The sequence below is a fragment of the Duganella sp. sic0402 genome (assembly GCF_019219065.1).
Lineage (GTDB): Bacteria > Pseudomonadota > Gammaproteobacteria > Burkholderiales > Burkholderiaceae_D > Rugamonas.
This window is the reverse complement of record NZ_JAHUWK010000006.1, coordinates 107,327-126,395: the sequence shown is the minus strand read 5'-3', so window position 1 is coordinate 126,395 and position 19,069 is coordinate 107,327. Positions and strand designations below refer to the sequence as shown.

General features: G+C 64.2%; 12 protein-coding genes. 5 read left to right on the top strand and 7 right to left on the bottom strand.

Annotated elements, in window-relative coordinates:
• Positions 1-237 precede the first annotated feature (237 nt).
• A complete protein-coding gene (gene parC / locus KW842_RS16165; protein ID WP_218305323.1) occupies positions 238-2,553 on the top strand; it encodes a DNA topoisomerase IV subunit A in 2,316 nt (771 codons plus the stop codon).
• Positions 2,554-2,629: 76 nt separating this feature from the next.
• Here the strand turns inward: parC and KW842_RS16160 are convergent, their stop codons facing one another.
• The 5 genes from KW842_RS16160 to KW842_RS16140 all read right to left on the bottom strand — a co-directional run bounded on the left by KW842_RS16160 (position 2,630) and on the right by KW842_RS16140 (position 10,147).
• Positions 2,630-3,097, bottom strand: coding sequence for a hypothetical protein (locus tag KW842_RS16160; RefSeq protein WP_218305135.1), 468 nt, complete (start codon positions 3,095-3,097; stop codon positions 2,630-2,632).
• A gap of 90 nt (positions 3,098-3,187) precedes the next feature.
• Entirely contained in the window at positions 3,188-4,597 is a 1,410-nt protein-coding gene (locus KW842_RS16155; RefSeq protein WP_218305134.1) for an IgA Peptidase M64, read from the bottom strand.
• A gap of 121 nt (positions 4,598-4,718) precedes the next feature.
• Entirely contained in the window at positions 4,719-5,945 is a 1,227-nt protein-coding gene (locus KW842_RS16150; RefSeq protein ID WP_218305133.1) for a cyanophycinase, read from the bottom strand.
• A 55-nt stretch (positions 5,946-6,000) separates the two neighbouring features.
• Positions 6,001-7,320 (bottom strand): cyanophycinase, encoded by a 1,320-nt coding sequence (locus tag KW842_RS16145; protein ID WP_218305132.1) that lies wholly within the window; start codon positions 7,318-7,320, stop codon positions 6,001-6,003.
• Between the two features lie 100 nt (positions 7,321-7,420).
• Positions 7,421-10,147: a TonB-dependent receptor gene (locus KW842_RS16140; protein ID WP_229223731.1), complete on the bottom strand. Its 2,727-nt coding sequence runs from the start codon at positions 10,145-10,147 to the stop codon at positions 7,421-7,423.
• Between the two features lie 161 nt (positions 10,148-10,308).
• Between KW842_RS16140 and KW842_RS16135 the strand changes: the two genes are divergently transcribed.
• Positions 10,309-11,448: a succinylglutamate desuccinylase/aspartoacylase family protein gene (locus KW842_RS16135; RefSeq protein ID WP_218305131.1), complete on the top strand. Its 1,140-nt coding sequence runs from the start codon at positions 10,309-10,311 to the stop codon at positions 11,446-11,448.
• Positions 11,445-12,842 (top strand): YfcC family protein, encoded by a 1,398-nt coding sequence (locus KW842_RS16130; RefSeq protein WP_218305130.1) that lies wholly within the window; start codon positions 11,445-11,447, stop codon positions 12,840-12,842. Before KW842_RS16135 ends, KW842_RS16130 begins: the two co-directional genes overlap by 4 nt.
• Before the next feature lie 181 nt (positions 12,843-13,023).
• Here KW842_RS16130 and KW842_RS16125 read toward each other — a convergent pair whose 3' ends face one another.
• Positions 13,024-13,458 (bottom strand): GNAT family N-acetyltransferase, encoded by a 435-nt coding sequence (locus tag KW842_RS16125; protein WP_229223730.1) that lies wholly within the window; start codon positions 13,456-13,458, stop codon positions 13,024-13,026.
• Positions 13,459-13,544: 86 nt separating this feature from the next.
• On the opposite strand from KW842_RS16125, the gene argH reads away from it, so the two are divergent.
• On the top strand, positions 13,545-14,939 hold the full coding sequence (argH, locus tag KW842_RS16120; RefSeq protein ID WP_218305128.1) for an argininosuccinate lyase: 1,395 nt from the start codon (positions 13,545-13,547) through the stop codon (positions 14,937-14,939).
• A 112-nt stretch (positions 14,940-15,051) separates the two neighbouring features.
• Positions 15,052-17,367, top strand: coding sequence for a M4 family metallopeptidase (locus KW842_RS16115; RefSeq protein WP_218305127.1), 2,316 nt, complete (start codon positions 15,052-15,054; stop codon positions 17,365-17,367).
• Here the strand turns inward: KW842_RS16115 and KW842_RS16110 are convergent, their stop codons facing one another.
• Entirely contained in the window at positions 17,368-18,969 is a 1,602-nt protein-coding gene (locus tag KW842_RS16110) for an S-layer protein (RefSeq protein ID WP_229223729.1), read from the bottom strand.
• Between the last annotated feature and the right edge of the window lie 100 nt (positions 18,970-19,069).

Here is a 19,069-nt window from a genome sequence, read left to right as displayed (position 1 = left end):
GAAAACAGCAAGCCAGCGCCCGCGCCGGCCTCGGCCCCCAATGCCGCCACGCCCGGCGCCTCCGGGCACCCGGTCCATACCTCCGCAGACGCTGCCGCCCACGCAGCCGCAGAAGCACACGCCCACGGCCAGCCAGCGCCGGCCGCCGCTGACAGCGAAATCGCCGATGGCGTCCACGCCGCGCCCGTTGCCGATGCCGGTGGCGCTGATGGAACTGGTGGCAATGGCGGTGGCGGCATGTTCGGCAATCCGCCGGGCGGCGGCGATGGTGGTGATGGCGAAGGCGGCGACGCGCTGACCCTGTCCACCTTCGCCGAACGCGCCTACCTCGACTACGCCATCTCGGTGGTCAAAGGCCGCGCGCTGCCGGACGTCTGCGACGGCCAGAAGCCGGTGCAGCGCCGCATCCTGTACGCGATGAACGAAATGGGCCTGAACAGCGTCGCCAAGCCGCGCAAATCGGCCACCGTGGTCGGCGACGTGCTGGGCAAGCTGCACCCGCACGGCGACCAGTCGGTATACGACGCCATGGTGCGCATGGCGCAGGACTTCTCGCTGCGCTACCCGCTGATCGACGGCCAGGGCAACTTCGGCTCGCGCGACGGCGACGGCGCGGCGGCGATGCGCTACACCGAGGCGCGCCTGACGCCGATCGCCAAAGTGCTGCTGGACGAAATCAACCAGGGCACGGTCGACTTCCAGGCCAACTACGACGGCTCGACCGAAGAACCGTGCCTGCTGCCGGCGCGCCTGCCGATGGTGCTGCTGAACGGCGCCTCCGGCATCGCGGTCGGCCTGGCGACGGAAATTCCGTCGCACAACCTGGGCGAAGTCGCCTCGGCCGCCGTCGCCATGATACGCAACCCGAAAATCAGCCACGCCGAACTGATGGCGCTGGTGCCCGGTCCGGACTTCCCCGGCGGCGGCCAGATCATCACCCCGGCGCAGCAGATCGCCGACATGTACGCCACCGGCCGCGGCTCGATGAAAGTGCGCGCACGCTGGAAGATCGAAGAACTGGCGCGCGGCCAGTGGCAGGCGGTGGTGACCGAGCTGCCGCCGGGCACCTCGTCGCAAAAAGTGCTGGAAGAGATCGAAGAGCTGACCAATCCGAAGATCAAGCTGGGCAAGAAAGCGCTGTCGCCGGAACAGCTGGCGCTGAAGTCGCTGATCCTGAATTCGCTGGACACCATCCGCGACGAATCCGGCCGCGCTGCACCGGTACGCCTGGTGTTCGAGCCGAAATCGAAAAACCAGGACCAGACCGAATTCATGCTGCTGCTGCTGGCGCACACCTCGCTGGAATCATCGGCCTCGATCAACCTGGTGATGATAGGCGGCGATGGCCGTCCGCGCCAGAAAGGCCTGACCGACATCCTGCAGGAATGGATCACCTTCCGCTTCGCCACCGTCACCCGCCGCACCCAGTTCAAGCTGGGCAAGGTCGACGCGCGCATCCACATCCTGGAAGGCCGCCAGACCATCCTGCTGAACATCGATGAAGTGATCCACATCATCCGCAACTCGGACGAACCGAAGGCGGCGCTGATCGAGCGCTTCAAGCTGTCCGAGATCCAGGCCGAAGACATCCTGGAAATCCGCCTGCGCCAATTGGCGCGCCTGGAAGCGATCAAGATCGAACAGGAACTGTCCGAGCTGCGCAAAGAGAAGCAGATGCTGCAAGACCTGCTGGACAACCCGTCGTCGATGAAGCGCGCCATCATCAAGGAAATCGACAACGACGCCAAGACCTATGGCGACGCACGCCGCACGCTGATCGAAGAAGCGCAAAAAGCCGTGGTCGAACAAAAAGTGGTGGACGAGCCGGTCACCGTCATCATCTCCGAAAAAGGCTGGATACGCGCACGCGGCGGCATCGGCCACGACGCCAGCCAGTTCAGCTTCAAGGCTGGCGACGCGCTGTACGGCGCCTTTGAGTGCCGCACGGTCGACCAGCTGCTGGCCTTCGGCAGCAATGGCCGCATCTACTCGGTACCGGTAGCGGCCTTGCCGAACGCGCGCGGCGACGGCGTGCCAGTCACCACGCTGATCGACCTGGCGTCCGGCTCACGCCTGCTGCACTACTTCGCTGGCAGCGCCAACACCCGTCTGCTGCTGTCCACCAGCGCCGGCTTCGGCTTTGAGAGCAAGGTTGGCGACATGGTCAGCCGCAACAAGAGCGGCAAAGCCTTCATCACCCTGGACGACGGCGACAGCGTGCTGCCGCCGACCGTGGTTCCGGACAGTGCCAGCGCGGTAGCCACGCTGTCGTCCGGCGCGCGCGTGCTGGTGTTCGGCATGGACGAAATGAAGGTGCTGACCAATGGTGGCCGCGGCGTGATCCTGATGGAGCTGGGCGACAAGGAAACGCTGCTGGCGGCCAAGCCGATCAGCCAGAAAGGCGTGACCGTGTTCGGCACCGGCCGTGGCGGCAAGCCGCAGGAAGAAAAACTGTCAGCGTCAGCGCTGGCGGTGCACTTCGGCAAGCGCGCACGTAAAGGTAAAGAGCTGGCAACCAAGATCAAGCCGACTGGCTTGGTGCCTATCGTTTAACCCGCACGGCAGCAGACGTGAAAACAGGGCCTGCCCCCGTAGGGGGGCAGGCCCTGTTTCGTTTTGCGGCCAGTGCTTAGTGCTTAGCAGCAGCTTCTTTCACTTCAGCGTCAGCCTTGGCTTTCACCGCAGCGGTTTTGTTGGCGGCCAGCGCCTTGTCTTCGGTCGCGTCAACGGTGGCCTTGATGGCTTTAGCGTCGGCCTTCACCGATTTTTTCTCGGCTTTTTCCACTGCTTTAGCGACATCCTTGTCGCCTTTGGCGGCGGCTTTGGCTTTGTCTTCAGGATCAGCCTTGGCCACTTTTTCGTTGGCTTTGGCTTGTTCCACGCCTACCTTGGCTTGCTGCTCTTCGTGCACCTTGTCAGCCTTGGCGACAGCCTTGTTGGCTTTTTTATCGGCCTTGGCGTCAGCCTTGGCTTCTTTCTGTTGCGCCTTGGCGATATCCTTGTTTGCGTCGGCCTGGGCCTTGGCGACATCCGAGGTTTGAGCAAAAGCGGCGGTGGCGAACAGGCCGGCGATCAGCGTAGCGATAATCTTATTCATGGTGTTATCCCTTTCGGTGTTGTTGGAGTGCGTGAGACAAATCTTATGCCCACGCCGCCGCACACTCTGTACGCCAGCGTACTAAAACCCCTATCGTATTGCTGAGCGTGAATACAGATCGATGATGGTGGTAATCGCCTCGGCGCACACCGAGCAGAATTGCTCGCTGCGGTCAAACATGATGCACTGCATTTCAGGCCGATAGTAACCGGTGGCCTCGTAGTTGGCGCCCTCGAACGCGCCGACCGTATGCACATGCGGATCGCGCGAGAACAGCGCACTGCTTTGCTGCAGGTCCTTGTGGAACAAGGCGCTCATCTCCGATTCCGGCCGCTGGCTGGCGCGCAGCGCGGCGCGTTCCTTCTGATAGGCGCGCGAGGCGGTTTCATAAGCCTGTTTCGGCCACGGCGTCGGCAGCGGCGTGCCCGGCTTCACAAACTTCTTCCATTTCAGATTGGCCGGATCGTGCAGCGCGGTGGCGTTCGGCTCCCACGGTTCGCGGCGCTCGCCGCCGGTGGCGTAGGCGACCGGCGAGGTGTAGTACTCGTCGGCCAGGCCGGCGAAATGGTGGCCGAACTCGTGCACGAACAGGTAGTTGGCCCAGTCATTGCCGGCCGCCGCCGTGCTGAACTGGCCAAAGATGCCGCCACCGCCGTAGGTGTCGTTATTGACCAGGATCTCGATGAACTCATACGGCGCATACTGCGCCAGTTCGCGCAGCGCGCGGTTGTCGGTGGTTAGCACATAGCGCTCGCTGCCGAAGATATCGTAGCGGGTGCCCAGCGGCGACTGCTTGTGCACGCCGGTCGAAGGCCGCGACACGCCGGACTCGCTGGTCGGCAGCGCGATCGCCCACACATTGAAATCCTTGGCGCGCTCCTTGAATGGCGAAGTGGTGAACAGATGATCGGCCAGGCGGCGCGCGTCGGCCTCGAATTTTTTCAGCTCGGCGCCGGTGTAGCCATCGCCGACGATCAGCAGGTCGACCTTGTCCTGCGACGGGCCGTTGACGCGGATGCCGACCGGCTTGACCGGCGCCGGCGGCTGCTTGCGGATCACGTCCATGGCGTTGGGGTCGATGCTGGCGGTCCACACCACCGAAAACAGATTGCGTTCATCGCGCTTGAGAATGCGCACCTTGACCGGCTGTTCGGGCTGGGGAAAGCGTACCGATTCCTGGAAACCGCGATTGGCACGGCTGGCTTCCTCGGTGCTGCGCCATTCGGCGAAAATCGTGCTGAAGCCGCGCGAGTACAGCAGCTTGCCGGTTTTGGCATCCACCACTTCGACCAGGTTGTTGCCGCGGTTGCTGGTGTCGATGGTTTGGCTCATGCTGCCTGGCCATGGCAGCGGCTCGATCACCACGCGTTCGATGGCGTAGTGTTCGTCCAGTGCGTTGCCGCTGTGGAGGTAGTCGAGGCGCATGGTGGCGGGTTGTGCGGCCAGCGCCGGGATGGCGCAGGCGAACAGCGCCAGCAGGAAGGTGAGTTGGCGGAGCATGTGGTGGTCCTGGCGGTCAGTTGGAGGTGAGCGGTATTGTAATGCGCAGGGCATGTGCCGTCACCCATCGTTCCCGCGCAGGCGGGAATGACGGCGATGGGCGCGGGCGGTGGGCGGTGGGCTATTGCTGGCGCAGCGAGCGGCCGATGTCCAGCGGGCGGATGTCGAGGCGCATGTTGAGGATGGAATAGCTTTGCGGCGCGGCCGACGCATAGGCCACGCTGTCGCGCGTTTTGCTCAGCGTGAACTGGAAGCCCAGCTCTGGCAGCGCCGTGTTGGCGCCGCTGGTGGCGATGCCGATCGCCTCGCTGCGGCGGTTGTTCATCAGATTCTCCATCAGCTGCACCAGCGCATTGCGCCCCAGGATATCCGGCGAAAACACCGGATCGGCCAGCAGATCCCTGTGCGCCTTCAGACGCCCGCCCGCCTTGGCCCGCGACGGGGTAAACGCATGCGTCGCCAGATCATACAAATCACCGTTATCCAGATAGCTGATCACCGCGTTCGAGATATTGAAGCCGGCGTTGGCGGCGTCGGTGGTGGCGTGCGACAGGTCCACCAGCAGCGCGCCCTTGCTGCCGACAATCTCCACCCGGCGCCGGCTATCCACCACCATGGCGGTGTTCTCATCGATGCCCAGGCCATACTTGTAGCCCTTCTTCAGCATGGCCGGTATCATGCGCGCAAAGCGGCCGCGCACCAGGAAGTGCTGATCGACAAACACATCCTCGCCAATGAAGCCCAGTCCGGGCGCGATCTCCTGGCCGTCGGTGACGCCGCCGCGCAAGGTGGCAAACACCGTCTTCGGCGCGTAGAACATGGTGCTGCTCATCACCGCCGCGCCGGCGCTGTTGCCGGCCACCACGCCGCCCTTGCGGTACACCTCCCACACCGCGTCCAGCACCGCACTGCGGCTGCCATCCTCGCGCACCAGCGCCTGCGTGATGCGGGCCTGGTCGCCGCCGGAAAAGAACACCCCGCCGGCGCCGCGCACCGCATCGGCCAGCAGCGGATCGTCAGCGGCCTTGCGGAAGTCACTGTCGGCCAGCTTGACCGCCAGCGGAATCTGGAAAGCGTCCGCGCCATAGCGGTTCAGGTAATCGACGATGGCGGCCGCCACCGGCGCCGGATCGGCCGCCGCCGAGGCGAACACCGCGATGCGCGCGCCCTTGCCGCCGGCCAGCTGCACGATGCGCTGCCACACCGCCTCGTTGTCCGGCCGCAGCCCGCCGCCGATGATCACCAGCGAGCCTTTCGGGCCAGCGGCGGCGGCCGGCGCAGCGCCCGCACCGGGCGGCACCGCCAGCATCAGCATCAAAGGGAACAGAAAGCGGAACAGCATGCGCATCGGACGCTCCAAAGGAAAAACGGGACACTGTCCCGTTAATATACCTTAAGCCGCGCTAGCGATAGCGATACAAGGGCTGCTGCAGCTGGATCGGGCGGATATCCATGCGCAGCTTCAGCACCGAATACGCCTCCACCTCGGTGCCGGTGTAGCCGACGCTGTTGATGGTCTTGGAGAAGCGGAACTCAAAGCCCAGCTCCGGGTTGAAATCGCGCGGATTGCCGAACGCGATGCCGATCGCCTCCTGCTGCGCGTTGTCGATCAGATTGACCATCAGGTCCAGCACCGCGTTATTGCCCAGAATATCGTTGGTGTACACCGGCTCGCGCGTGTCCGGCTGGTTGGGATCGAGCTTGTTGTCCGCCTTGTCCGGCGACGGTGTAAACTCGCGCGACACCAGATTGAACTTGTCGCCCCGGTCCAGATAGCTGATGGTGGCGTTAGAAATATTGAAGCCCTTGATGCCGCGATCGGTAATCGCCGCCGACAAATCCAGCAGCAGCGCGCCGCTGTAGCCGATAATCTCCACATCGCGCTTGGCGTTGACGATCATGGCGGTGTTCTCGTCGATGCCCAGGCCGACCTGATAACCCTTCTTCAACATCACCGGGATCATGCGCGCGAAGCGGCCGCGCACCAGCAAGTGCTGGTCGATGAACACATCCTCGCCGATAAAGCCCAGCCCCGGCGCGATCTCGTGGCCTTCGTTGACGCCCTGCTTCAGCATGTCCAGGGTCGACTTGGCGTCGTAGAACATGGTGGTGCTCATGATCGCCGCGCCGGCGCTGGAGCCGGCCACCACGCCGCCGTCGCGGTACACATCCCATACCGCGTCCAGCGCCGCCGTGTGGCTGCCGTCCGGGCGCACCAGCGCGCGGGTGATGCGCGCCTGGTCGCCTCCGGTGAAATAAATCCCGGTGGCGGAATGGATCATCGCCACCGTCTCCGGGTCCTCGGCGGCCTTGCGGTAGTCGCTGTTCGGCCAGGTCACGCCGAGCGGAATCGCGAACGCCTGCGCGCCATACTGATTCAGGCGGTTGACGGTGGCCTGCGCCGCCGCCTCCGGGTTGATCGAGGCCGAGCCGAACACGCCGATGCGCGCGCCCTTGCCGCCGGCCAGCATCACGATGCGCTGCCAGACTTCGGCATTTTCCGTGCGCAGGCCGCCGCCGATGATGACCAGATTACCGGCCGGCGGCGCCAGCACCGGCTTGGGTGGCGGCACGGCCTTGGCCGGTTTGCTGGTCTTGCCCGGCACCTGGACCTTGGGCACCGGCGTCGCTGCGGCGGCCTGCGCGGCGCCCGCCAACGCCAGCAGCCATAGCATGCACAGCCGCATGCACAGCCCCTGGAGCGTAAAACCAGTTAATTTCATGTTGCCCTTCCGATGAAAACCGGCGCCGGGCTGTCGCCGGGCGCCGCTTGTTGCTACTTGCTGACTGCCAGATGATACCAAGCTATTGCTTAAAAACGCATTACTTGAACGCGTAATTTACACTAGCGAAGAAGCGGCGGCCGCGCACATCGGTATACGTCGGGTCATAGCCGGAGATGAAATGGTAGGCCTGATTCGAGAATGGCGGCGCCTTGTCGAACAGATTCTGCACGCCGGCGCGCAGTTTCAGCCCCTTGCTTGCCTGCCACGAACCGCTCAGGTCCCACAGCGAGTAGGAGCTGACGCGGTTGGCCGCCACCACCGAACCGTCGTCGATATTGATCGCCGAGTTCTGGTCCTCATAGCCGCTGGAGAAGGTGTTGGACAGGCTGGCCGCGAACGGACCGTTGTCCCAGTCCAGCGTGATGGTGTGGCGCCAGCGCTGTACCACGCCATCGGTGACGAAGCGTCCCAGGTTGCTGACGTAGGCCGCGCCCTTCTCGTTCTGGATCTTGGAATCGGTCACATAAGTGCCGGACAGGCGGCCGCCGAAACGCCCGGCCCAGGTCTGCACGCCCTTGTAGTCGATGGTCAGGTCCAGGCCGGCCGCCTTCTGCGCGCCACGGTTTTCCTTGTACAGATCGATGTAATCGATATAGCCGTCTTCATCGCGGTGCACCAGGCTGGCGTACTTGGCCGGGTTGGCCAGCAGGATATCGTCGCCCACTTCGGCGATCAGGTCGGTGCGCTTGATATTCCAGTAATCCAGCGACAGCAGCACCTGTTTGCTCGGCTGCAGCACCATGCCCAGCGAGAACTGGCGGCTCTTCTCCGGCTTCAGGTTGGCGTTGGAATGGCGGTGCGTCTCCCAGTTGTCGGCGCAATCGGCGTAGTTGTTGTCGACCGTGGCGCAATACACCGGGTCCGGCAGCGTGGCGGTGGCGCTGACCTGGGTCGGGCGGTACAGATCGGTCATCGACGGCGCGCGGAAGCCGCGGCCGACCGAGGCGCGGAACAGCATGCTCTTGGTCGGCATATAGCTCAGGCCCACTTTCGGACTGGCCGCGCCGCCCACCACCTCGTAGTGGTCATAACGGGCCGACAGCTGGGCTTCCAGCTGCTTGGTGACCGGCAGCAGCAGCTCGCCGTACAGCGCCTGGATCTTGCGGCTGTAGCTGGTGGCCTGGCCGCCGTCCGGCGCGGCGTCGTTGTTGATGTTATCGCTCATCAGCAGCGCCGACGGATTGTATTCGGTCTTCTCGCGGCGCACCTCGCCGCCGACCGCCAGCATGGCGTCGCCGCCGGCCAGCGCGCCGACCGCGTGCGACAGCTTGAAGTCGACCGAGTCCATGGTGCCGCGCGCGTGGCGCACCTCGTCGTTGACCTGGATGCTGTTGATCAGGTCACGCCCGGCCTGGCTGGACGGACCGAAAGGATTGATCAGGCCCGAGGCGATGCCCTCCTGCAGCTCGTTGTACAGCAGGTAGCCGTGGGTGTCGCGGTCGCGCACCACGTTGACGCTGTGATTCAGGCCGATGTCATAGTCCCAGCCATTGCGGCTGCCGCTCCAGCCGACCACATAGCGCTGGCTCTCGCTGATCAGCTCCGAGGTGCGGCGGCCGGCCTCGTTGAGGCGCACCCGCAGCTCGATCTCGCCGTCGCCACCGGCTTCGTCGGAGGCCAGGTCGTAGCCGGCCAGCGCCGGGATCTTGCTGTAGTCGATATACGCGGTGGTGCGCGCCGACGACGCCACATACCAGGTCTTGGAGCGGCTCAGCGCCACCTCGGCGTACAGCTGGTTTTCCGGATTAATCTGCAGCACGCCGCGCGACAGCACATTGGCTTTCTCGGATTTCGGATACAGCTCGGTGTCGCCCATGTAGTTGTAGGTGCAGCCATCGACGCCGCCGGTGCCGTTCGGCAGGTAGACGTTGGCCGGTGCCGAGCAGCCGGGCTGCGACAGGTTGATCAGGCGGTTGGTGATCGGCTTGCCGTTGATGGTGAAGCCCTGCGATTGCAGGTAGTCGCGCTGGTCGCCGGTCAGGCGGATATTCGCCGGCGAGGTGAAGCCGGACAGCAGGTGCGGCAGGCGCTCGGCGATGTGCAGGTCATCGATAAAGCTGCGCTGCGAGGTCGACAGCCGGTCGGTACGCTGGAAGTCGGCCACCGCGAAGATGTTGTAGCCGTCCTTGGCCAGGTCGCCATGGCCGGCGCTGATGCTGGCGGTGCGCTTGCCGGCGCCGCCTTCCTTGGTCTTCAGGCCGTAGGCGTTCAGTTCGACGCCCTGGAAGTCCTTGCGGGTAATGAAGTTGATCACGCCGCCGATGGCGTCGGTGCCGTACAGCGCCGAGGCGCCGTCCAGCAGCACTTCGACGCGGGCGATGGCGCCCGCCGGGATGTTGTTCAGATCGACGCCGGTGTCGTCGCCGGGCGAGGCGAAGTTGGCCATGCGGCGGCCGTTCAGCAGCACCAGCGTGGACGAGGTGCCGATGCCGCGCAGATTGGCGCTGTTGAAGCCGCGCTGGTCCTTGCCGTCGCTGATGCTGCCGGCGTCGGTCAGGCCGCCGACGTTGGCCGACAGGCGCTGCAGGATCTCGGCGGCAGTGGTGACGCCGACCTTGTCGATTTCATCACGCGTAATGACCTGCACCGGCAGCGCGGTTTCCGATTCGATGCGCTTGATCGCCGAGCCGGTGATCTCCACCCGCGCCATCGGCGCCGGTGCGCTGTCCTGGGCTGCGGCCTGGCCGATCAAACCGGCCGCCGCGCCAACGCTGAGCGCCAGGCGCACGGCGCGGAGCATGGTGATATTAGGTGCTGCACGCATATTCTCTCCCCGATCTTCGATATGTAAATAATTCATTTAAACTAACTGTACGCAGTTGTAGCCGAAAACTCAAGAAACCCACGCCCGATTCGGCCTGGTGCGATTTACTTTGTGAAAATACTGCTACATACTCAATCTTTCACCGAAACTCCGGAACCGCCATGCAAGCAATCAAACATTCCCTCTCCGGCCCGCACGCGAACGCCGTGTATGCGCTGACCAGCCTCCATTTCGGCACGCCTGGCAGCGGCAAAAAGGTCTACATCCAGGGCTCGCTGCACGCCGACGAAGTGCCCGGCATGCTGGTGTCGCAGTTCCTGCGCCGCGAGCTGGAGACGCTGGAGGCGGCCGGCAAGATCAGCGGTGAAATCATCCTGGTGCCGGCCGCCAATCCGATCGGCCTGGCGCAAGCCATCCACGGCGCCGCCTTCGGCCGCTTCGACCTGACCACCGGCGTCAATTTCAACCGCGCCTACAAGCATGTGGCCGAGGACCTGAAAAAATCCCTGGCCGGCAAGCTGGGACCGGACGCCGCCGCCAACGTGGCGCTGATACGCGAACACGCGCGCGCCTCGATCGCCGACTGGCAGCCGAAGACCGACGCGGAAGCGCTGAAGAAAACCCTGATGACGCTGGCGATCGACGCCGACGTCGTGCTCGACCTGCATTGCGATAACGAGGCGGTGCTGCACATCTACGCCGGCACGCCGCTGGCCGAAGGGATCGCGCCGCTGGCCGCCATCCTCGGCTCGCACGCGACACTGCTGGCTTACGAGGCCGGCGGCGAGCCGTTCGACGAGGCATGCAGCCGCTTGTGGTGGGATCTCGACCAGCACTTCGAACACCAGTTCCCGATCCCGCCCGCCTGCCTGTCGACCACGGTCGAGCTGCGCGGCGAGCAGGAAGTCAGCTACGAGCTGGCGCGCAAGGACGCGGCCGGCCTGCTGCAGTTCCTGACCCTGCAAGGCGTGCTGCACGCCGCCGACGCCGCCGCGCAAGCCGCCGCCGCCGTGCTGCCGGCGCCGCTGTGCGTCGCCACGCCGCTGGAAGGCGTGGAGCCGCTGTACGCGCCGCATGCCGGCATCCTGGTCTACACGCGCGAACTGGGCGCGCGGGTGGCGGCCGGCGACGCCATCGCTGACCTGATCGAACCGGTCAGCGGCGACACCACCGTGCTGCGCGCCGCCGTTGACGGCGTATTCTTCGCCCGCAGCGCGCACCGGCATGTGATACGCGGCATGAACGTCGGTAAAGTGGCCGGCGCCAAGGCCTATCGCGAAGGCGACCTGCTGAGCGCATGATGACTAAAAAATTCAAACTCCCGCACACCTTCGTCCTGCTGTTCATCATCCTGGCGCTGATCGCGGCGGCGACCTGGCTGGTCCCCGGCGGCAAATACGAGACGCATCTGGTCAACGGCAAGCAGCTGATCAACCCGGACAGCTTCCACTACGTGGCCAGCAATCCGCAGGGCCTGGTGGCGCTGATGAAGGCGCCGATCAAGGGCTTTGTCGAAGCGGCGCAGATCATCGGCTTCGTGCTGATTGTCGGCGGCGCCTTCGCGGTGCTGCAAAAGACCGAGGCGATCGACTCGATGATCAAGTCGCTGGCGCGCGCCCACGCCAGCTCGAAATTCATCCAGCGTGCGCTGATCCCGGTGTTCGTCACCATGTTCTCGATCGGCGGCGCGACCTTCGGCATGAACGAGGAGGCGATACCGTTTATCCTGATTTTCGTGCCGCTGGCGCTGGCGCTGGGCTATGACACGGTGACCGGCGTATCGATCCCCTTCCTCGGCTCGCAGGTCGGCTTTTCGGCGGCCTTTCTGAACCCGTTCAACGTCGGCATCGCGCAGGGCATCGCTGGCGTGCCGGTGTTTTCCGGCTGGGGCTACCGGCTGATCGTGTGGGCCATCGCCACCACGGTGACGGTGCTGTTCCTGATGTGGTACGCGGCGCGCGTCAAACGCGATCCGACTTTGAGCCCGACCTATGCGCTGGACCTGGAAAAGCGCAAGGAGCTGCCGGAAGGCGGCGTGCAGGACTTCCACGGCATGACCGGCCGCCACAAGGCAGTGCTGTGGATCTTCGCCGGCTCGCTGGCGGTGATGGTGTTCGGCGTGGTGCACTACGAGTGGTATATCGACGAAATCGCGGCGCTGTTCCTCAGCATAGCGATTATCATCGGCCTGGTCGGGCGGCTGGATTCGACCCAGATCGTTGAAGGCTTTATGCAGGGCGCGCGCGACCTGGTTGGCACGGCGCTGGTGATCGCGCTGGCGCGCGGCACGCTGGTGCTGGCGCGCGACGCGCACATCATCGACACCATGCTGCATGAGCTGATGCCGCTGGTGCAATCGGCGCACCCGGTGTTCGCGGCGTGGAAAATGTTCGGCATCCAGACCGTGATCAACTTCTTCATCCACTCCGGCAGCGGCCAGGCAGCGCTGACCATGCCCATCATGGCGCCGCTGGCCGACCTGGTTGGCGTCACGCGGCAGACGGCGATCCTGGCGTTCCAGTTCGGCGAATTCACCACACCGATGATCCCGACCTCCGGCATCACCGTCGGCGTGCTGGCCCTGGCGCGCATCCCGTGGATCACCTGGGCCAAGTGGATGATCCCGCTGCAACTGATCTATGCCGTGCTGGCGCTGGCGCTGCTGGTGCCGCCCTGCCTGATGAACTGGCAATAGACTTGCCGGCGATGCCTATTTCTGCCTATTTTCGCCTGAAGAATGCCTGCATTTGTAACAGCGCGGCAGCTCCGCAAGCGACTGGACCCACGGCGAAATCGAAGTGTTCAGCCGGCGTGCCCGACGCAATCACTGGCGCGCTCATCAAAAATCGCCGACGCCTCCACGCTGCAAGCCATCATCAGTTCGCATAAATATGTGGGAAATAGCGCTCCATCAGCGTCGCCGGGCGAGCCGGCGGCGTGAAACCGTAGCGGGCGTAGAGAGCGTGGGCATCACTGGTGGCCAGCATAAAGCGGCGCAGCCCCTGCAAGTCGGGATGCGCCAGCACCGCCGCCACCAGCGCCTTGCTGACGCCCTTGCCGCGCTGCTCCTCCACCACAAACACATCGGCCAGATAGGCAAACGTCGCGCGGTCGGTGGTCACGCGCGCGAAACCAAGCTGCCGGCCCTCCAGATACGCGCCAAAGCATAGTGAATGGGCAATTGCCCGCTCCACCGTGGCGCGCGGTATGCCCAGCGCCCAGGTCGAGCGCTCCGACAAAAATTGATGGATCAGGGTGACGTCGAGCGCCGCCGTATCAGTACTAATGTGCAGTTGAGCCATGATTTCCATAAGCATAAAGACAATGTTGACGTATTTTAGGGCAGATGACGGTTTATAATCGCTGTTGATCTTCAGCGACCCTCTTCTATTTGACTATGACTTCACAATTCTCCAAAAAGGCCGAAGCCTGGTCGGCCCGCTTCAGCGAACCGGTCTCGGACCTCGTCAAACGCTACACCGCTTCGGTATTCTTCGACAAGCGCCTGGCCAAGGCCGACATCCAGGGCTCGCTGGCGCACGCCGAAATGCTGGCCGCGCAAGGCATCATCAGCGCGCAGGACCGCGCCGAGATCGAGCGCGGCATGGCGCAGATCAGCGCCGAAATCGAGGCCGGCAGCTTTGAATGGCTGCTGGACCTGGAAGACGTCCACCTGAACATCGAAAAACGCCTGACCGAACTGGTAGGCGACGCCGGCAAGCGCCTGCACACCGGCCGCTCGCGCAACGACCAGGTGGCCACCGACATCCGCCTGTACGTACGCTCCGCCATCGACGACGTGCTGGAACTGCTGCATGCGCTGCGCAGCGCACTGACCGACCTGGCGGAAAAGAACGCCGACACCATCCTGCCGGGCTTCACCCACATGCAGGTGGCGCAGCCGATCACCTTCGGCCACCACATGCTGGCCTACGTTGAAATGTTCGGCCGCGACGCCGAGCGCATGGCCGACGCCCGCAAGCGCGTCAACCGCCTGCCGCTGGGCGCCGCCGCGCTGGCCGGCACCACCTTCCCGATCGACCGCGTGCGCGTGGCGAAAACTTTGGGCTTCGACGACGTCTGCCACAACTCGCTGGACGCCGTCTCCGACCGCGACTTCGCGATTGAATTCACTGCCGCCGCCTCGCTGGTGATGATGCACGTGTCGCGCATGTCGGAAGAGCTGATCATCTGGATGAGCCCACGGGTCGGCTTCATCGACATCGCCGACCGCTTCTGCACCGGCTCGTCGATCATGCCGCAAAAGAAAAACCCCGACGTGCCGGAACTGGCGCGCGGCAAGACCGGCCGCGTGTTCGGCCACCTGATGGGCCTCCTGACCCTGATGAAAGGCCAGCCGCTGGCCTACAACAAAGACAACCAGGAAGACAAGGAACCACTGTTCGACACCGTCGATACGCTGGTCGACACGCTGCGCATCTTCGCCGACATGGCCGGCGGCATCACGGTCAAGCCGGAGAATATGCGCGCCGCCGCGCTGCAAGGCTACGCCACCGCCACCGACCTGGCCGACTACCTGGTCAAGAAAGGCCTGCCGTTCCGCGACGCCCACGAAGCCGTGGCGCACGCTGTACGCGCCTGCGACGACCTGAAAATCGACCTGGCCGAGATGTCGCTGGAACAGCTGCGCGCCTTCTCGACGCTGATCGAGCAAGACGTGTTTGCCGTGCTGACGCTGGAAGGCTCGGTCGCCGCCCGCGACCACGTCGGCGGCACCGCGCCGAACCAGGTACGCCTGGCCATCGCCCGCGTGCGCGCGCAACTGAAGTAAATCCCCCACGGCGCCGCTGTCTGGCGGCGCCGATCTGCCAGCTTATTGATCTGGCACAGTACCCAGCCCCCGCCAGCGTTTAGCGTGATGTCATCTACCCACGGAGGATGACATGAATCCACGCCTGCCCCTGATCGCCGCCAGCCTCGCCTTCGCGCCCTGGCTTGCCGGCGCCGCCCAGCTGATGTCCGCACCGGTGGCCCTGGCCACGCCACAGGAAAGCGCCAGCCTGGTCGCCCAGCTGACCGCGCTGGATGCGCGCGCCGGCCTGACCGCCGACTACAGCTTCCGCATCAGCAGCCAGCACCCCGGCGTGGTCGGCCAGAAAATCGTCCGCGCCCAGCACACCTACAAAAACCTGCGCGTGTTCGGCTCGGAGTCGGTGGTGGTCAGCAACGCCGCCGGCGAAATCGTCAGCGTCTCCAGCGCCGACCGCCGGCCGGGCATCGCGCCGCAAGCCAGCATGCCCGGCGAGACGGCACCCGGCCCAGTGACCGCCCCGGCCTCGCCGCCACCATTGTCCTCGGCCACCGCCCCGCCCTCGCCGGCCGAGCTGACGCCGACGCTGTCCGGCGATGATGCCGTCAACGCCGCCGTGCAAGCCATCGCCCCCAGCGCCACGCACCGCTGGCCGCCCAGCGCCGAACTGCTGATCTACCCGGTGATGAAAACCGTGCGCAGCGCGGCCGCGCTCAACAAGCCCGCCGACCAACTCAACGCGCTGGACGTGGAAGAAGTGGTCGACCACTACGAGCTGGCCTACCTGGTGCAGCTGCGCATGGCGCAGGACGGAAAGCTGATCTACTACGATGTGGTGGTCAAGGCCCGCAACGGCGAGATCATCGCCAGGTGGCCGGCGCTGCAAACCGTGATCGGCACCGGCAACAGCCAATACAACGGCGTGGTCCCGATCAGCACTTCGCCCACCGCTGGCGGCTTCCAGATGCTGGACGCCACGCGCGGCAGTGGCGGTAAATTCGGCGGCATGGCCATCACCAACGCCAACCATAGCTCGCCGAACAGCCCCGATCCCGGCGACATCTACAGCAACAGCAGCAACACCTGGGGCGACGGCCAGCAGTACAACGGCGGCGGCACCACCACCGCCAACGGCCAGACCGCCGCCGTCAACGCGCTGTGGGGATTGATGAACACTTACGACGCCAACAAGAACGTACTGGGATGGCAGTCACTGGACGGCAACAACACCGCCACCTACATCGCCGCCCATATCGGCACCGCCTACGACAACGCCTTCTACGACGACAGCTGCCTATGCATGTACATCGGCGACGGCAACAGCTTCACCAGCCTGGGCGCGATCGATGTGATCGGCCACGAGATGTCGCACGGCGTCACCGCCGCCACGGCGGACCTGATCTATACCGGCGAATCAGGCGGATTGAATGAATCGCACTCCGACATCGGCGGCGAAATGGTTGAGGCCTATGCGCGGCGCGGTGGCGCAGGCGCCGAGATTCCCGCCGCCGGCAACGACTGGATGCTCGGTACGGAAATCAGCAAGAGCGGCCAGCCCTTGCGCTGGATGTACCGGCCGGGCAAGGACGGCAGCAGCCAGGACGCCTGGAGCAGCGGACTGAAAGACCTGGATGTGCACTACTCCAGCGGACCGAATAACCGCATGTTCTACTTTCTCGCGCAAGGCTCCAAGGCCGACGCCAGCAGCGATTACCACAGTCCTTACTTGAACAAGGCGCCGGCCGCGATGACAGGCATCGGCAGCGACAAGGCCTACCGCATCTGGTTCAAGGCGCTGACCACCAAATTCACCTCCTCCACCAACTATGCCGACGCACGCAACAAAGTGCTGCAGGCGGCGCAGGAGCTGTATGGCAACGGCTCCAGGGAAGCCATCGCCGTGCAGCGCGCGTATGCGGCGATTAATGTTGGCGCAGATATCGACGAGGCGGGCGGCAGCGACGGCGGGGGCGATGGCGGCGAGAGCGAAGCAGTCGAGCAGGTGGTCAACGGGGGCTTTGAAGACGGCATCACCGGCTGGAGCGGTAGCACCGGCGTGATCGGTGCGCACGACGGCCAGACGCCACATCAAGGCTCACGCTTCGCCTGGCTGGGCGGCAACGGCCGCCGCACCAACGAAACGCTGACGCAGCAGCTGCAAATCCCCGCCACCGCCAGCAGCATCCAGCTCAGCTTCGCGCTGCACATCGACACCGACGAAACCAGCAACACCGTCTACGACACGCTGACCGTATCGCTGCGCGCGGGCGGCGCCAGCACCACGCTGGCCACCTACACCAACCTGACGCCCGCCGGCGGCTACCAGCTGCGCAGCTTCGATCTGCTGCCGTTCAAAGGCCAGACCATCACACTATCCTTCGCCATGCTCGAAGACCGCAGCAAGCAGACCTCCTTTGTGCTCGACAAAGTCAGCCTGCTGACCAAATGATTAACGCAGCGTGACAAACACCGGATTCGAATAGAACCACAGGCTGCGGTAATTGCGGTCGTTGATATCGTTGAAGCGCTGGGTGTTGTCAGTGGTGCTGGTGCGCTGATCCGCCAGCGGTTCGCCATTGGCAGTCAGGCCCGCGACATCCACACCAAGATTGCTGCCACGCAGGCGGAAGTACTGATTCTTTGCGGCCGTGGTTTCATACGTCACGCTGTAATAGCCATCCGAGTCCACCCTCCAGTCAGCCGCCGTGAAGCGCTTGACCACGCGCGTGCTGGCGTTGGTGGCCACGTTATAGGCCGCACTGCCCGGCGTCGCCTTCGCACCGACATCGCCGGCGATCAGGTCAACGTGATCCACTACCGGCTTGACGTTGGCAGCAGTCCCGCTATCCACCGGCTTCTCGTAATTGTTCTTGGCCGGGGTCTTGAAGCGGATGGTGATCGTCACCTTGTCGCCGCTGGCCACTTTCAGCTCGCCGCCCATCTCCTTGCGATCATCCTTGCTGGCCAGGTTGAAGTCCAGCGCGTTGATCAGGTCACCGTATACCGAGAACATCTTGCCCGAGCGCAGACCAGTCAGCAGGTCCTTGGTGGCCGGCTTGCCGGTGCCGTTGTTGAACACATAGTTCTTCGCATACTCGCCAGGGAAATAACCGCTGCTGTTACCGCCGACGATCTTGAAGTGCGTATCGGAGTCGGTCAGGTTCCAGATACGGCGGCCTTCACCCAGCAGCGCATCCCATGGCCCGCCCAGCTTGGCCACCACATAATCGACGCCACCATAGACGCGCAGCAGCGCGTTCTCATCGGTGTAGGCCGCCGTGTAACCACCGCGATCCGGCTCCATCTGATTGCCCACCATGCCTTCGATGGCAAACATGATATTCGGCGCGGCGTCGTTGAACGCGCGGAAGTCGGCGATACTGTAGCTGCCCTTGTTGCGCGATGGATGATTGATGACCGCGTAACTGGTGTCCGGATAATTCGTCTTCAGCCAGTTGATCGCTTCCAGCGCGTCTGCGGCGGTCTTGTTGTAGCGCGTCTCGCCATACCTGGCCTTCCACGCCGCGACATCGGCCGCGTCGAACATCGCCGCGTCGCGTGTGGTGAACAGATACTCGAACTCCTTCATGCCTTTGACGCTGGCGTTGGCGCCGTCAAAGATGCCGATGCCGATGTGATCGTGGGTCGGCATATCCCATTCCACGCCAGAGAAAATCAGCTTGTCAGCATACGTGCCAGCGGCTTGCAGCGCCTGTACGCGCGGCAGCTCGTAACGCTCCAGGCCGAGCGCCATCGGAATCTGCGCCGGCAGCGCCGCGCCCTTGTCATCGCGCGTCGACACGCGCAGGTGATTGGTCACCGCCATCCAATCCAGGCCGTAAGTGGTGAACGCCTTGCTCAGGATTTTGTCCAGTGTCTGGCTGACATCAGCGTCGGCCGACTGGGTGGTGTGGGTGTGCAGATCCCCGGCGATCCAGCGGCCGGCTGGCAGCGGCGGCACGGCACTCGCGGGCTCGTTATCACCGCCGCACGCGGCGACGGTCAGCATGATGGCGATGGCGGAAGGGATCAGCATTTTTTTGTACGACATATGGACATCCTGGAAGTGTAAAACAAACGAGCGGGCAATTTAGCATTCATGTGTTACCTGCCCATGACCTGCTATGATCGAAAGCTCGTTAGAACACCAA

What these genes read in the sequence shown, in the direction of transcription:
- KW842_RS16110 (WP_229223729.1), bottom strand. Translation starts at nt 18,969, where the DNA reads ATGTCGTACAAAAAAATGCTGATCCCTTCCGCCATCGCCATCATGCTG.
- KW842_RS16115 (WP_218305127.1), top strand. Translation starts at nt 15,052, where the DNA reads ATGAATCCACGCCTGCCCCTGATCGCCGCCAGCCTCGCCTTCGCGCCC.
- KW842_RS16135 (WP_218305131.1), top strand. Translation starts at nt 10,309, where the DNA reads ATGCAAGCAATCAAACATTCCCTCTCCGGCCCGCACGCGAACGCCGTG.
- KW842_RS16160 (WP_218305135.1), bottom strand. Translation starts at nt 3,097, where the DNA reads ATGAATAAGATTATCGCTACGCTGATCGCCGGCCTGTTCGCCACCGCC.
- KW842_RS16140 (WP_229223731.1), bottom strand. Translation starts at nt 10,147, where the DNA reads ATGCGTGCAGCACCTAATATCACCATGCTCCGCGCCGTGCGCCTGGCG.
- argH (WP_218305128.1), top strand. Translation starts at nt 13,545, where the DNA reads ATGACTTCACAATTCTCCAAAAAGGCCGAAGCCTGGTCGGCCCGCTTC.
- KW842_RS16150 (WP_218305133.1), bottom strand. Translation starts at nt 5,945, where the DNA reads ATGCGCATGCTGTTCCGCTTTCTGTTCCCTTTGATGCTGATGCTGGCG.
- KW842_RS16125 (WP_229223730.1), bottom strand. Translation starts at nt 13,458, where the DNA reads ATGGAAATCATGGCTCAACTGCACATTAGTACTGATACGGCGGCGCTC.
- KW842_RS16145 (WP_218305132.1), bottom strand. Translation starts at nt 7,320, where the DNA reads ATGAAATTAACTGGTTTTACGCTCCAGGGGCTGTGCATGCGGCTGTGC.
- KW842_RS16155 (WP_218305134.1), bottom strand. Translation starts at nt 4,597, where the DNA reads ATGCTCCGCCAACTCACCTTCCTGCTGGCGCTGTTCGCCTGCGCCATC.
- KW842_RS16130 (WP_218305130.1), top strand. Translation starts at nt 11,445, where the DNA reads ATGATGACTAAAAAATTCAAACTCCCGCACACCTTCGTCCTGCTGTTC.
- parC (WP_218305323.1), top strand. Translation starts at nt 238, where the DNA reads ATGTTCGGCAATCCGCCGGGCGGCGGCGATGGTGGTGATGGCGAAGGC.